The sequence below is a fragment of the Streptomyces sp. SID5469 genome, from assembly GCF_009862865.1.
Taxonomy (GTDB): Bacteria; Actinomycetota; Actinomycetes; order Streptomycetales; family Streptomycetaceae; genus Streptomyces; species Streptomyces avermitilis.
Genome location: NZ_WWIN01000001.1, coordinates 3497594 through 3511567 on the forward strand (window position 1 = coordinate 3497594; position 13974 = coordinate 3511567).

The window sequence follows — 13974 nt, forward strand, 5'->3', positions numbered from 1 at the left end:
AGCTTCTCGCCCCTCACCTCAGCCCTCCGTCACGCCCTCCACCAGTGAATCCGCGGCCCGATAGGGGTCCAGCTCCCCCGCCACGATCCGCTCCGCGAGCGCGCTGAGGCGGCGGTCGCCGTGCAGGTCGCCGATGCGCCGGCGCAGAGCCGTGACCGCGATCGTCTCGATCTCCTGGGAGGCACGGGCGAGGCGGCGCTCGGTGAGGACCCCGTGCTCCTCCATCCACGCCCGGTGCTTCTCCAGCGCCTCGACCACCTCGTCGATGCCCTCACCACGCGCCGCGACCGTCTTCACGATCGGCGGGCGCCAGTCCCCCGGGCCCCGCGACTCCCCCAGTCCCAGCATGTGGTTCAGCTCACGTGCCGTCGCGTCGGCGCCGTCCCGGTCCGCCTTGTTGACGACGTACACGTCACCGATCTCCAGGATTCCGGCCTTCGCCGCCTGGATGCCGTCGCCCATCCCGGGGGCGAGCAGCACCACCGACGTGTCCGCCTGTGAGGCGATCTCCACCTCCGACTGCCCGACGCCCACCGTCTCCACCAGGATCACGTCACAGCCCGCCGCGTCCAGCACCCGGATCGCCTGCGGAGCCGCCCAGGCGAGACCGCCCAGGTGTCCGCGCGTCGCCATCGAGCGGATGTAGACACCCGGGTCCGACGCGTGCTCCGACATCCGGACCCGGTCCCCGAGCAGCGCGCCCCCGGAGAACGGGGAGGACGGGTCGACGGCCAGCACCCCGACCCGCTTCCCGGCCTTCCGGTACGCCGTCACCAGCGCGGACGTGGACGTCGACTTGCCGACGCCCGGCGACCCCGTCAGGCCCACCACGTAGGCGTTGCCCGTCAGCGGCGCCAGGGCCTCCATGACCTCCCGGAGCTGCGGGGACGCCCCCTCCACCAGGGAGATCAGCCGGGCCACGGCCCGCGGCCGACCTTCCCTGGCCTGGGCCACCAGCGAGGAGACGTCCTGCATCACAGCTCCGTTCAGCGTCGTACAGAGGTCGTACAGAGGTCGTACAGAAAGGGCAGACGTGTCAGACGTGTCAGACCTTGGGTACCCGCACGATCAGCGCGTCACCCTGCCCGCCGCCACCGCACAGCGCCGCCGCGCCCACGCCGCCGCCCCGCCGCTTCAGCTCCAGCGCCAGGTGCAGCACGAGCCGGGCACCGGACATGCCGATCGGGTGTCCCAGGGCGATCGCGCCCCCGTTGACGTTCACCTTTTCGGTGGACACCCCGAGGTCCTTCATCGACTGCACCGCGACCGCGGCGAAGGCTTCGTTGATCTCGATCAGATCAAGATCGTCGACCGCGAGACCCTCCTTCTTCAGCGCGTGCTGGATCGCGTTGGACGGCTGCGACTGCAAAGAGTTGTCCGGTCCCGCCACATTCCCGTGGGCGCCGATCTCCGCGATCCACTCCAGGCCGAGCTCCTGCGCCTTGGCCTTGCTCATCACGACCACGGCCGCCGCACCGTCCGAGATCTGCGAGGAGGAACCGGCCGTGATCGTGCCGTCCTTGGTGAAGGCGGGCCGCAGCTTGCCGAGCGACTCGGCCGTCGTCTCGCCGCGGATGCCCTCGTCCTGGCTGAAGACCACCGGCTCACCGCGCCGCTGCGGAATCTCCACGGGCGTGATCTCGGCCTCGAAGATCCCGTTCTTCTGCGCGGCGGCGGCCCGCTGGTGCGACAGGGCGGCCACGGCGTCCTGGTCCGCGCGGCCGATCCCGAGCCGCGTGTTGTGCTTCTCCGTGGACTCGCCCATGGCGATGTTCTCGAAGGCGTCCGTCAGACCGTCGTACGCCATGGCGTCGATCATCTGGACCGCGCCGTACTTGTAGCCCTCACGGGACTTCGGCAGCAGATGCGGGGCGTTGGTCATGGACTCCTGACCACCGGCGACGACGACATCGAACTCACCGGCGCGGATCAGCTGGTCCGCGAGCGCGATCGCGTCGAGCCCGGACAGACACACCTTGTTGATCGTGAGCGCCGGGACGCTCATCGGAATGCCCGCCTTGACCGCGGCCTGGCGTGCCGGGATCTGCCCCGCCCCGGCCTGCAGCACCTGGCCCATGATCACGTACTGCACCTGGTCGCCGCCGATCCCCGCACGGTCGAGGGCGGACTTGATCGCGAAGCCGCCGAGGTCGGCTCCGGAGAAGGACTTCAGCGAGCCGAGCAAACGGCCCATCGGGGTGCGTGCACCCGCGACGATCACCGAGGTCGTGCTGTTCGTTCCAGACATGAGGTGCGATCCCCTTACCGGCCTGCACAGCCGAGGAGTGAACGAGGGTTTACTTGAATGTACTGAGCGGTAGGCCACCCGTCATCCGGCGTGGAGTGTGATCGCGCGCACGTTGCGTAACCACCTCCCGGAGCGCTGCACTGACTCCATGCTGACGCGAATCGACCACATCGGGATCGCCTGTTTCGACCTCGACAGGACCGTCGAGTTCTACCGGGCCACATACGGCTTCGAGGTGTTCCACTCCGAGGTCAACGAAGAGCAGGGCGTGCGCGAGGCCATGCTCAAGATCAACAACACGGACGACGGGGGCGCTTCCTACCTCCAGCTCCTGGAACCCACCCGCGAGGACTCCGCCGTCGGGAAGTGGCTGGCGAAGAACGGAGAGGGCGTTCACCACATTGCTTTCGGTACGGCGGATGTGGACGCGGACGCCGCCGACATCAGGGAAAAGGGCGTACGCGTCCTGTATGACGAGCCCCGGCGGGGCTCCATGGGGTCCCGGATCACGTTCCTGCATCCAAAGGATTGCCACGGAGTACTGACAGAACTGGTCACTTCGGCGGCTGTTGAGTCACCTGAGCACTGACTCCCGTACATATGGGCCGGTAGGGTTGGGGGCGGTCGCCGCTCAACCAGGGCGACCGGTTCCTGCCTTACGGCGGGAACCGGGTCCTGTCCGAGGGCAGGATCCCAGGCCGGGGTCCGGTTTCGGGGGACGAGCGTCGGGGCAGCAGCCCGTGCTCCGCCGTTGATCTGACACCATTCCCCGGGGGCCCCGTTCGGCGGATGGACGGAGCTCGTTTGGAGAGACTTGCGACCAGGGGACGGATGGGACCGCGCAGTGCGGGGCTACGAAAGCCAGGAGCGAGAGCCGGCGGCTGACGTCGACCATCTCACTCGGTTCGAGGCCGAGATGGATCGGCTCAAGACCGAGCGGGAAAAGGCGATCCAGCACGCCGAGGATCTCGGCTACCAGGTCGAGGTACTGCGCGCCAAGCTGCACGAGGCGCGGCGCACGCTCGCGTCCCGGCCTGCTTATGAGAGCGCCGACCTCGGCTATCAGGCCGAGCAGTTGCTCCGTAACGCCCAGATCCAGGCCGATCAGCTGCGCGCCGACGCCGAGCGCGAGCTGAGCCAGGCCCGCGCGCAGACGCAGCGGATCCTTCAGGAACACGCCGAGCAGGCGGCCCGGCTCCAGGCGGAGCTGCACACGGAGGCGGTCACCCGCCGCCAGCAGCTCGACCAGGAGCTGGCCGAGCGCCGGCAGACCGTCGAGTCGCACGTCAACGAGAACGTGGCGTGGGCCGAGCAGCTGCGGGCCCGCTCCGAGCAGCAGGCCCGCCGGCTCGTGGAGGAGTCGCGGGCCGAGGCCGAGCAGGCGCTGGCCGCCGCCCGCGCCGAGGCCGAGCGGATCGCCGCCGAGGCCCGGCAGCGGCTCAACACCGACGCCGAGTCGGCCCGCGCGGAGGCGGAGGCGCTGCTGCGCCGGGCCCGCACGGACGCCGAGCGGCTGCTGAACGCCGCGTCCACGCAGGCCCAGGAGGCCACGGACCACGCCGAGCAGCTGCGCAGTTCCACGGCGACCGAGTCGGACGCCGCCCGCCGGCAGGCCTCCGAGCTGAGCCGGACCGCCGAGCAGCGCATGACGGAGGCCGACGCGGCGCTGCGCGAGGCGCGGGCCGAGGCCGACAAGGTGCTCACCGAGGCCAAGGAAGCCGCGGCCAAGGCGCTGGCGAGCGCGGAGTCGGCCAACGAGCAGCGCACCCGTACCGCGAAGGAGCAGGTCGCCCGGCTGGTCAGCGAGGCCACCAAGGAGGCCGAGACCACCAAGGCCTCGGCCGAGGAAGTGGTCGCGGACGCCAAGGCCGAGGCGGAGAAGATCCTCACGGAGGCGGCGGACAAGGCCCGCAGCCTGACCGCCGAAGAGACCGCGTCCCAGCTCACCAAGGCGGCCCGGACGGCCGAGGACGTCCTGAACAAGGCGTCCGAGGAAGCCAAGTCGACCACCAAGGCCGCGACCGAGGAGGCCGAGCGCATCCGCCGTGAGGCGGAGACCGAGGCGGACCGGCTGCGCGCCGAGGCGCACGACATCGCCGAGCAGCTCAAGGGCACGGCGAAGGACGACACCAAGGAGTACCGCGCCAAGACGGTCGAGCTCCAGGAGGAGGCGCGCCGGCTGCGCGGCGACGCCGAGCAGCTGCGCGCCGACGCGGTCGCCGAGGGCGAGCGCATCCGCTCCGAGGCCCGGCGTGAGGCCGTCCAGCAGATCGAGGAGGCGGCCAAGACCGCCGAGGAGCTGCTGGCGAAGGCGAAGGCCGACGCGGACGAGCTGCGTACGGCGGCCACGACCGACAGCGAGAAGGTCCGCACCGAGGCCATCGAGCGCGCCACGACGCTGCGCCGCCAGGCCGAAGAGACCCTGGAGCGCACCCGGAACGAGGCGGAGCGGCACCGCGCCGAGGCCGTCGAGCAGTCCGAGGCGATCAAGGAGGACGCCGAGCGGGCCGCCCGTGAGCTGCGCGACGACAGCGAGCGCGCCATAGAGGCCCGCCGGGCCGAGGCCGCCGACGAGCTGACCCGGCTGCACACCGAGGCCGAGCAGCGGCTCGCCTCGGCCGAGCAGGCGCTCAGCGACGCCCGCGCGGAAGCCGAGCGCATCCGCCGCGAGGCCGCGGAGGAGGCGGACCGGCTGCGGACCGAGTCCGCCGAGCGGATTCGTACGCTCCAGGCGCAGGCCGAGACCGAGGCCGACCGGCTGCGGACGGAGGCCGCGGCGGACGCGTCCACCTCGCGGGCCGAGGGCGAGGCCATCGCCGTACGGCTGCGGTCGGAGGCGGTGGCGGAGGCCGAGCGGCTGAAGTCGGAGGCGCAGGACACCGCCGACCGGGTACGGGCGGAGGCGCAGGCCGCGGCCGAGCGGCTGGCGGCCGAGGGCGCGGAGACGCTGGCGGCCGCCCAGGAGGAGGCCACCCGGCGCCGTCGCGAGGCCGAGGAACTCCTCGGCTCCGCGCGCCAGGAGGCCGACCAGGAGCGTCAGCGGGCCCGCGAGCAGAGCGAGGAACTCCTCGCCGTGGCGCGCGCCCGGGTCGAGGAGGCACAGGCCGAGGCGGTCCGGCTGGTCGAGGAGGCCGACCGGCGCGCGACGGAGATGGTCGCGAACGCCGAGCAGACCGCGCAGCAGGTGCGGGACTCGGTGGCCGGGCTGCACGACCAGGCGCAGGAGGAGATCGCCGGGCTGCGCAGTGCCGCCGAGCACGCGGCGGACCGTACGCGCACCGAGGCGCAGGAGGAGGCGGGCCGGGTCCGCGCCGACGCGTACGCGGAGCGGGAGCGGGCCACCGACGACGCCAACCGCATCCGGCGGGAGGCGGCCGAGGAGACGGACGCCGCCAAATCCCTCGCGGAGCGCACGGTTTCGGAGGCGATCGCCGAGTCCGAGCGGCTGCGTTCGGACGCCGCCGCGCACGCCCAGCGGGTGCGCACCGAGGCGTCGGACGCCATCGCCAACGCCGAGCAGGACGCTTCCCGTACCCGCGCGGAAGCCCGCGAGGACGCGAACCGCATCCGTTCGGACGCGGCCGAACAGGCGGACACCCTCATCACCGAGGTGACGGCGGAGGCGGAGCGGCTCACGGCGGAGACCAACGTCGAGGCCGAGCGCGTACGGGCCGAGTCCGTGGCCAAGGCCGAGAAGCTCATCTCGGACGCGACCGGGGACGCGGAGCGGCTGCGTGCCGAGGCCGCCGAGACGGTCGGTTCCGCGCAGCAGCACGCCGAGCGGATCCGCAGCGAGTCCCAGCGGCTGAAGGCCGACGCCGAGGCGGAGGCCGAGCGGGTGACCACGGCCGCGCGCGCGGAGGCCGAGCGGACGCTGGACGAGGCCCGCAAGGACGCCAACAAGCGGCGCTCCGAAGCGGCCGAGCAGGTCGACACGCTCATCACGGAGACGGCCGCCGAGGCGGACAAGCTGATCTCCGAGGCTCGGCAGACCGCGCAGAAGACCACGGCGGACGCCGAGGGCCAGGCCGACACGATGGTGGGTGTCGCTCGGAACGAGGCGGAGCGGCTGGTCTCGGAGGCGACGGTCGAGGGCAACTCCCGGGTGGAGCGGGCCCGTACGGACGCGGACGAGCTGCTCGTCGGCGCCCGCCGGGACGCGACCGCGATCAGGGAGCGCGCGGAGGAGCTGCGCGACCGCATCACGAGCGAGATCGAGGAGCTGCACGAGCGGGCGCGGCGCGAGTCGGCCGAGACGATGAAGTCGGCGGGCGAGCGGTGCGACGCGCTGGTGAAGGCCGCCGAGGGCCAGCTCGCCGAGGCGGAGGCGAAGGCGAAGGACCTGGTCGCGGAGGCCAATTCCGAGGCGAGCAAGGTACGCATCGCCGCCGTGAAGAAGGCCGAGGGGCTCCTCAAGGAGGCCGAGCAGAAGAAGGCCAGCCTCATCTCGGAGGCCGAGCAGATCAAGGTCGAGGCGATCCGTGAGGCGCGGGCCGCCGTCGAGGAGGGCAAGCGGGAGCTGGAGGTCCTGGTGCGCCGGCGCGAGGACATCAATGCGGAGATCTCCCGTGTCCAGGACGTCCTGGAAGCGTTGGAGTCTTTTGAGGCCCCGTCCGGCGGCAAGGACGGAGGCGTCAAGGCGGGTGCCGCAGCGGGCGCGACTCGTTCGGGTGGCAAGGTGTCAGAAGGCTAGCCAGAGGTGTCGATTCTGTGCTTGCCGGGAGGTTTAACACAGCTCCTGGCAAGCGCTCCGACAGTTAGCCACCCAAAAGGAGTGTCATTCTCCAGATCAAACACGCATCCGCTCGATGACACGCCGCTTTGACCCCTAGGATTCCTTCTATCACCTCACCGGTCTCATTCGACAGGAACCCCATGAGCGACACTTCCCCCTACGGCTTCGAGCTTGTCCGGCGTGGGTACGACCGCGCTCAGGTGGACGAACGCATCTCGAAGCTCGTCTCCGACCGTGACAGCGCTCTGGCCCGTATCACTGCTCTGGAAAAGCGCATTGAGGAACTCCACCTCGAAACGCAGAACGCCCAGGCCCAGGTCACCGACGCCGAGCCGTCGTACGCGGGTCTCGGCGCGCGCGTCGAGAAGATCCTCCGCCTCGCCGAGGAGGAGGCGAAGGACCTGCGCGAGGAGGCCCGTCGCGCTTCGGAGCAGCACCGTGAGCTCGCCGAGTCGGCGGCCCAGCAGGTGCGCAACGACGCAGAATCGTTCGCTGCGGACCGCAAGTCCAAGGCGGAGGACGAGGGCGTCCGGATCGTCGAGAAGGCCAAGAGCGACGCCTCCCAGCTGCGCCAGGAGGCGCAGAAGGACGCGCAGTCGAAGCGGGAGGAGGCGGACGCCCTCTTCGAGGAGACCCGCGCCAAGGCCGCGCAGGCCGCCGCCGACTTCGAGACGAACCTGGCCAAGCGCCGCGAGCAGTCCGAGCGCGACCTGGCCTCGCGTCAGGCCAAGGCCGAGAAGCGTCTCGCGGAGATCGAGCACCGCGCGGAGCAGCTGCGCCTGGAGGCCGAGAAGCTGCGTACGGACGCCGAGCGCCGCGCCCGCCAGACGGTGGAGACGGCTCAGCGCCAGGCCGAGGACATCGTGGCCGACGCGAACGCCAAGGCCGACCGCATCCGCTCGGAATCCGAGCGCGAGCTGGCCGCCCTCACCAACCGCCGCGACTCGATCAACGCGCAGCTCACGAACGTCCGCGAGATGCTCGCGACACTCACGGGCGCGGCGGTGGCCGCGGCCGGCACGCCGTCGACCGACGACGAGCCGATCTCGCGCGGGGTTCCGGCCCAGCAGTCCCGGTAACACCTGAGCACCGCGCTCATCGAGCGCACCGGCACAGCCCCCCGCCACTCCGGTGGCAGGGGGCTTTGTCCCGTTCTAGCGTGAGCGCATGATCGAGCTGGACGGGCTGACCAAGCGGTACGGCGAGAAGTTGGCGGTCGACGACCTCACCTTCTCCGTCGAGCCGGGCATCGTGACGGGCTTCCTCGGCCCCAACGGTGCCGGGAAGTCCACCACCATGCGCATGATGCTCGGGCTCGACCGTCCCACCGCGGGTGACGTCCTGATCGACGGGCGGCATTACGACCGTCTCAAGAACCCGCTCAAGTACATCGGCGCCCTGCTGGACGCCAAGGCGATGCACGGCGGGCGCAGCGCCTTCAACCACCTGCTGTGCCTCGCGCAGAGCAACGGCATCCCCAAGGCGCGGGTGCACGAGGTCCTCGACATGGTCGGGCTGACCGCGGTCGCGAAGAAGAAGGCGAAGGGCTTCTCCTTCGGCATGGGGCAGCGGCTCGGCATCGCGGGTGCGCTGCTCGGCGATCCGCGGATCCTGATGTTCGACGAGCCCGTCAACGGTCTCGACCCCGAGGGCATCCACTGGATCCGCAACCTGATGAAATCGCTGGCCTCGCAGGGCCGTACGGTCTTCGTCTCGTCCCATCTGATGAGCGAGATGGCGCTGACCGCCGACCATCTCGTCGTGATCGGCCAGGGCCGGCTGCTCGCCGACACGTCCATGGCCGACTTCATCCAGCAGAACTCGCGGTCGTACGTCCGGATCCGTTCTCCTCAGCGCGAGCGGCTCCTCGACGTGCTGCACGGGGCGGGGATCACGGTCGTCGAGACCGGCGGCGGCACGCTGGAGGTGGACGGCGGCAAGTCCGAGCTCATCGGCGAGCTGGCCGCCGGGCACCAGATCGTGCTGCACGAGCTGAGCCCCCAGCAGGCTTCCCTGGAAGAGGCGTTCATGCGGCTGACCGCGGAGTCGGTGGAGTACCACGCGCATCCGCAGGGCCCGCCCCAGGACTGGGGCGACGCCTGGAAGAAAGGGGCCTGAACATGTCCGCGGCGCAGGTCGTCCGCTCCGAGTGGACCAAGATCCGGTCGGTGGCGTCCACGGTGTGGACGCTCTCCCTCGCCGTGGTCGTCACCATCGCCCTCGGCATGCTGATCTCGGCCCTGGCCGGGAACGAGTTCGACAAGATGGACCCGCGGGACAGGCTCTCCTTCGACCCCACGTTCATCAGTTTCGCCGGGATGAGCCTCGGCCAGCTCGCGATGATCGTGTTCGGGGTGCTCGTCGTGTCGAACGAGTACAGCACGGGCATGATCCGCAGCTCGCTCGCCGCGGTCCCCCAGCGCGGCACGTTCCTGTTCAGCAAGATCGCGGTGGCGGCGGGACTCGCCCTCGTCGTCGGCATCGTCACCAGCTTCGCCGCGTTCTTCCTCGGGCAGGCGATGCTCGGCTCCCACCGGGCGTCGATCAGCGACACGGGAGTGCTGCGCGCGGTCATCGGCGGCGGCCTCTACATGACGCTCATCGCCATGTTCTCGATGGGTGTGGCCGCGATGCTGCGCTCGCCGATGCTGTCGCTGGGCATCCTGATGCCGTTCTTCTTCCTGATCTCCAACGTCCTGGGCAATGTCTCCGCCACGAAGAAGATCGGCCGATTCCTGCCCGACCAGGCCGGCAGCAAGATCATGCAGGTCGTGACGCCCCTCGGCGACGACACTCCGTACGGTCCCTGGGGCGGGCTCGGGATCATGGTGCTGTGGGTGGTGCTGGCGCTCGCCGGGGGCTATGCGCTGCTCAAGAGACGGGACGCGTGAGCGGCCTGAGGCCGCTCGGACCCACCCTGACCAGGCACGACCCGTACCTGACAAAGACACACCTCTGTGACCTGCGGATTTTTACATCCTCTTGAGTGGAACCGTCAGCGCCCCGCTATCCTCCTAACCCTTACGGGGGCGTGCGCCCCGACGTCCTGAACCTTTCGATGGGTGCGGAGAATGATCGAGGCAGTCGGCCTGACGAAGCGCTACGGCGACAAGACAGCCGTGTACAACCTTTCCTTCCAGGTGCGACCGGGCTCCGTCACCGGCTTCCTCGGGCCCAACGGCTCGGGCAAGTCCACGACCATGCGGATGATCCTCGGCCTGGACAACCCCACCTCCGGTCAGGTGACGATCGGCGGCTACCCGTACCGCAGGCTGCCCAACGCCCCCCGGCAGGTCGGTGCGCTCCTCGACGCCAAGGCCGTGCACGGCGGCCGGCACGCCCGCAACCACCTGCTCTCCCTGGCCCAGCTGTCCGGCATCCCGGCCCGCCGGGTGGACGAGGTGCTCGGCGTGGTCGGCCTCCAGGACGTGGCCCGCAGGCGCTCCAAGGGCTTCTCCCTCGGCATGGGCCAGCGGCTCGGCATCGCCGCCGCGCTCCTCGGCGACCCCCAGGTGCTGCTCTTCGACGAGCCGGTCAACGGTCTCGACCCCGAGGGCATCCTCTGGGTGCGCAATCTGATGAAGTCCCTCGCGGCGGAGGGCCGTACGGTCTTCGTCTCCTCGCACCTGATGAGCGAGATGGCGCTGACCGCCGACCACCTGATCGTGATCGGCCGCGGGCAGCTGCTGGCCGACATGAGCATCCGCGACTTCATCTCGGCCAACTCCGCCGACTTCGCGCGCGTCCGCACTCCCGAGACCGACCCGCAGCAGCGCGAGAAGCTGACGGCCGCGCTGACGGAGGCGGGCGGACATGTGCTGCCCGAGCTGGACGGCGCGCTGCGCGTGACCGGGCTGCCGCTGCCGCGCATCAGCGACCTCGCGCACTCCTCCGACGTACGCCTGTGGGAGCTGTCGCCGCATCAGGCGTCGCTGGAGGAGGCGTACATGCGGATGACGCAGGGCGCCGTCGACTACCGCTCCACGATCGACGAGAAGGCCGGTCTCCAGCAGCCGCTGCCGCCGGGCGTGCAGCCGCCGATGCCCGTGCCGGGGCAGGGCCAGCCGGGCTGGTACGCCCCGCCGTCGCCCCAGCAGGGCGGGCAGCCGTTCGCGATGCCGCAGGGGCAGCCGCTGCCGCAGGGCCAGGCCGCGGCGGGCCCGTACGGCGCTCCGTACGGCGCCCCGGCCGCGCCCGCCGCACAGGCGCCGGGCGGCCCCAACCCGTACGCGCAGCCCGCAGCCTCAGGCCCCGGTCCAGCCCGCCCAGGCGCCCGTGGCTCCCGCGGTCCCTGCGGCCTCGGCCGTGCCCCCCAGCGCCCGCTCAGGCCCCCGCGCAGCCGAGCGCCGCACCCGCACAGCCCGTCGCGGCCCCCGCCGCGCCCTCCGCCGCTCCCGACCTGAACAAGCGCGACAGCGAGGACAACCGATGAGCACGCCCCAGCCCCCGATGCCGCAGCCGGCCGCGCCCGCCCCCACCTGGCAGGCGGCGTCCGGTGGTTCGTACACCTCGCCGATCCCGATCATCCGCACCCACCTCGGGCATGCGCTCGCCTCCGAGTGGACGAAGATCAAGTCGGTCCGCTCCACGATCTGGACGCTGGGCGTCTTCCTGTTCCTCGTGATCGGCATCGGTCTGGGCGCCGGCGCCCTCGTCTCCGGTTCCGACACGGACATGCACGGTGATTCGCCGCTGGCGCTGGGCTTCTTCGGTCTGCTGCTCGGCAGCATCTGCATCATCACGCTCGGCGTGCTCACCACCGCCTCCGAGTACGGCACCGGAATGATCCGGACCACGATGGTCGCCTGCCCCACCCGCTCCCGGGTGCTGCTGGCGAAGTCCGTCGTGTTCTTCGCCGTCGCGTTCGTGGTCACCACGGTGAGCGCCTCGTTCGTCGCCTTCGCGCAGTCGGCGATGCTGGAGGGCAGCGGTGCGGGCACGCCCAGCGGCGGGGAGTGGCTGAAGGGCACGGTCGGCGTCGGCCTCTACGTCGCGCTGCTCGGGCTGCTCTCGCTGATCGTCGGCTCCATCATCCGGCACTCGGCGGGTGCCATCACCATCATGATCGGCGTCCTGCTCGCCCCGCTGGTCATCGCGATGTTCATGTTCGCGGACTCGCTGCGGGACCTCCAGCAGGCCCTGTTCGAGTACTCGATCCCGAACCAGCTCGCGGTCTTCTACGACAACTCGCTCAGCGGGTCGGGGCCGTCCGGCTGGGACCCGCTGTGGATCATGCTGGGCGTGACGGCCGTCGCGTTCGGCGGCGCGTACCTCCTGCTGGAGAAGCGGGACGTGTAGGCCCCCTGGGAACGAACGCTCGAACCCGGTCAGAACCTGGGCGCGTTACGGGACCGCTGCACCCGCAGGGTGCGGCGGTCCTTCGCGTTCCAGCACGCCTTGTGCCAGTGGCGCCGGTCGTCCACGCCCGCGTGCTCGGGCCAGGCCACCACATGCGGGACGCCGGAGGGGATCATCTGGTCGCAGCCGGGGCAGCGGTAGGTCTTGCCCTCCGCGCTGGCGCCCGCGACGTGGCGCACGCTCCACTCCTCGCCCTGCCAGCTCTCCGTGGACTGCCAGCCGCCGTAGCGGCCGGAGCGCTCCTCCGCCGCGCTCCCGCCGGACGAGCCGGCACCCTTCGGACGGTTGCGACGCGGGGACACAGGACACCTCACGGAGCTATACAGGGAGCACGGGCGGCATCCAGCCTACGCGCCGCCTCCTGGGGTACTCCTCCTCCACCGACCGGCACAGACCGCCCTCCCGTCGGCGCATTCTGCAGACAATCCGCAAATCTCTCCGCCAAGCCGTGTCTTCGGCACATGTCAGGCAGTTATGCCGGGTGGGGAGCTCCGTGTCGGAGCCAAGGAAGCAGGAAGTGCCATGCACGTAGGAAGTTTTGTACTGGCGGCCCAGTTCCCGGGGCAGGGCCAGGGGGAGGCGCTGCACCGCGCGGTGCGGTCGGCCGAGGTGGCCGAGGAGGCGGGTCTCGACACGGTGTGGTTGGGCGAGCACCACTTCGTGCCGTACGGGACGTGCCCGTCGGCGATCACCCTCGCGGCTCTGCTGCTCGGCCGCACCCGGCGGATCCGGGTCGGCACGGCGGTCAGCGTGCTGCCCACCGTCCACCCGGTGGCGCTGGGCGAGCAGGCCGCGCTGCTGCACCTCACCTCCGGCGGGCGGTTCTCGCTGGGCGTGGGACGCGGCGGACCCTGGGTGGATCTGGAGGTCTTCGGTTCGGGTCTCGAGGCGTACGAGAAGGGGTTCCCGGAATCACTCGATCTGCTGGTGCGCTGGTTGCGCGAGCCGTCCGTCGCGGGCACGGGGGAACGATTCACCTTCCGTGAAGTCCCGGTCGTCCCCCGGCCGTCGGAGTCGCTGACGGACGCCTCGGGGCCCGAGGTCGTCGTCGCCTGCACCTCGCCGGCCAGCGTCCGGCTCGCGGCCGAGCGGGGGCTGCCGATGCTGCTCGGGATGCACGTCGGGGACGAGGAGAAGGCCGGAATGGTCGCACTGTGGCGGCAGCACGCGCGCGCCAGCGGGCTCGGCGCGGGCGAGATCGCGGGTGCCGCCCATGTCTCGGCGGGCATCTGCCAGATCGCCGACCGGCGCACCGACGCCGTCGAGACGCTGACCAAGGCGATGCCGGGCTGGCTGCGGCAGGGGCTCGACGCCCATGTGACGGTGGACGGTCGGCCCCGCGCGATGCGGGACCCGCTGGCGTACACCGAACTGCTCTGCGGACTGCACCCGGTGGGCAGCCCCCGGCTGTGCGCCGACCGGCTGGCGGCGACCTCGGAGCGGACCGGCATCTCCCGCTTCGCGCTGCTCGTCGAGGGCTCGGGCGACCTCGCGGCCACCGAGGAGAACGTACGCCGGCTCGGCACCGAGGTACTTCCCCACCTCGGCTGAGCGAGCCCGCCAAGTGGCGCGCCCCGAGGGGAGCTTGCCGCCCCGTACAGATGCACCTCCCGCATACGGAGCGGCAAGCCGT

11 protein-coding genes are annotated in these 13974 nt (G+C 71.1%); 8 read left to right on the forward strand and 3 right to left on the reverse strand.

Features of this window, described 5'->3' with window-relative positions:
- Positions 1 to 18: 18 nt before the first annotated feature.
- Entirely contained in the window at positions 19 to 975 is a 957-nt protein-coding gene (meaB, locus tag GTY58_RS14915; RefSeq protein WP_010984287.1) for a methylmalonyl Co-A mutase-associated GTPase MeaB, read from the reverse strand.
- A 70-nt stretch (positions 976 to 1045) separates the two neighbouring features.
- The gene (locus GTY58_RS14920; RefSeq protein WP_010984288.1) at positions 1046 to 2248 is read right to left on the reverse strand and encodes an acetyl-CoA C-acetyltransferase; all 1203 of its coding nucleotides are present in this window, start codon (positions 2246 to 2248) and stop codon (positions 1046 to 1048) included.
- A 148-nt stretch (positions 2249 to 2396) separates the two neighbouring features.
- On the opposite strand from GTY58_RS14920, the gene mce reads away from it, so the two are divergent.
- The 7 genes from mce (at position 2397) to GTY58_RS14955 (ending at position 12281) form a co-directional block, all read left to right on the forward strand.
- The gene (mce, locus tag GTY58_RS14925; RefSeq protein ID WP_037651540.1) at positions 2397 to 2837 is read left to right on the forward strand and encodes a methylmalonyl-CoA epimerase; all 441 of its coding nucleotides are present in this window, start codon (positions 2397 to 2399) and stop codon (positions 2835 to 2837) included.
- Positions 2838 to 3092: 255 nt separating this feature from the next.
- The gene (gene scy / locus GTY58_RS14930) at positions 3093 to 6941 is read left to right on the forward strand and encodes a polarized growth protein Scy (RefSeq protein WP_037651542.1); all 3849 of its coding nucleotides are present in this window, start codon (positions 3093 to 3095) and stop codon (positions 6939 to 6941) included.
- Between the two features lie 182 nt (positions 6942 to 7123).
- Entirely contained in the window at positions 7124 to 8062 is a 939-nt protein-coding gene (locus GTY58_RS14935) for a cellulose-binding protein (RefSeq protein WP_010984291.1), read from the forward strand.
- 88 nt (positions 8063 to 8150) lie between these two features.
- Positions 8151 to 9101: an ATP-binding cassette domain-containing protein gene (locus GTY58_RS14940; RefSeq protein ID WP_010984292.1), complete on the forward strand. Its 951-nt coding sequence runs from the start codon at positions 8151 to 8153 to the stop codon at positions 9099 to 9101.
- A 2-nt stretch (positions 9102 to 9103) separates the two neighbouring features.
- On the forward strand, positions 9104 to 9874 hold the full coding sequence (locus tag GTY58_RS14945) for an ABC transporter permease (RefSeq protein WP_010984293.1): 771 nt from the start codon (positions 9104 to 9106) through the stop codon (positions 9872 to 9874).
- Between the two features lie 180 nt (positions 9875 to 10054).
- The gene (locus GTY58_RS14950; RefSeq protein WP_010984294.1) at positions 10055 to 11386 is read left to right on the forward strand and encodes an ABC transporter ATP-binding protein; all 1332 of its coding nucleotides are present in this window, start codon (positions 10055 to 10057) and stop codon (positions 11384 to 11386) included.
- A 25-nt stretch (positions 11387 to 11411) separates the two neighbouring features.
- Positions 11412 to 12281, forward strand: a complete 870-nt coding sequence (locus tag GTY58_RS14955) for an ABC transporter permease subunit (RefSeq protein ID WP_010984295.1) — start codon at positions 11412 to 11414, stop codon at positions 12279 to 12281.
- Between the two features lie 29 nt (positions 12282 to 12310).
- Here the strand turns inward: GTY58_RS14955 and GTY58_RS14960 are convergent, their stop codons facing one another.
- Positions 12311 to 12643, reverse strand: coding sequence for a hypothetical protein (locus GTY58_RS14960; RefSeq protein WP_010984296.1), 333 nt, complete (start codon positions 12641 to 12643; stop codon positions 12311 to 12313).
- Positions 12644 to 12863: 220 nt separating this feature from the next.
- On the opposite strand from GTY58_RS14960, the gene GTY58_RS14965 reads away from it, so the two are divergent.
- A complete protein-coding gene (locus tag GTY58_RS14965; protein WP_010984297.1) occupies positions 12864 to 13892 on the forward strand; it encodes an LLM class flavin-dependent oxidoreductase in 1029 nt (342 codons plus the stop codon).
- Positions 13893 to 13974 lie beyond the last annotated feature (82 nt).

What these genes read in the sequence shown, in the direction of transcription:
- GTY58_RS14950 (WP_010984294.1), top strand. Translation starts at nt 10,055, where the DNA reads ATGATCGAGGCAGTCGGCCTGACGAAGCGCTACGGCGACAAGACAGCC.
- GTY58_RS14920 (WP_010984288.1), bottom strand. Translation starts at nt 2,248, where the DNA reads ATGTCTGGAACGAACAGCACGACCTCGGTGATCGTCGCGGGTGCACGC.
- mce (WP_037651540.1), top strand. Translation starts at nt 2,397, where the DNA reads ATGCTGACGCGAATCGACCACATCGGGATCGCCTGTTTCGACCTCGAC.
- GTY58_RS14965 (WP_010984297.1), top strand. Translation starts at nt 12,864, where the DNA reads ATGCACGTAGGAAGTTTTGTACTGGCGGCCCAGTTCCCGGGGCAGGGC.
- GTY58_RS14945 (WP_010984293.1), top strand. Translation starts at nt 9,104, where the DNA reads ATGTCCGCGGCGCAGGTCGTCCGCTCCGAGTGGACCAAGATCCGGTCG.
- meaB (WP_010984287.1), bottom strand. Translation starts at nt 975, where the DNA reads ATGCAGGACGTCTCCTCGCTGGTGGCCCAGGCCAGGGAAGGTCGGCCG.
- GTY58_RS14940 (WP_010984292.1), top strand. Translation starts at nt 8,151, where the DNA reads ATGATCGAGCTGGACGGGCTGACCAAGCGGTACGGCGAGAAGTTGGCG.
- GTY58_RS14955 (WP_010984295.1), top strand. Translation starts at nt 11,412, where the DNA reads ATGAGCACGCCCCAGCCCCCGATGCCGCAGCCGGCCGCGCCCGCCCCC.
- GTY58_RS14935 (WP_010984291.1), top strand. Translation starts at nt 7,124, where the DNA reads ATGAGCGACACTTCCCCCTACGGCTTCGAGCTTGTCCGGCGTGGGTAC.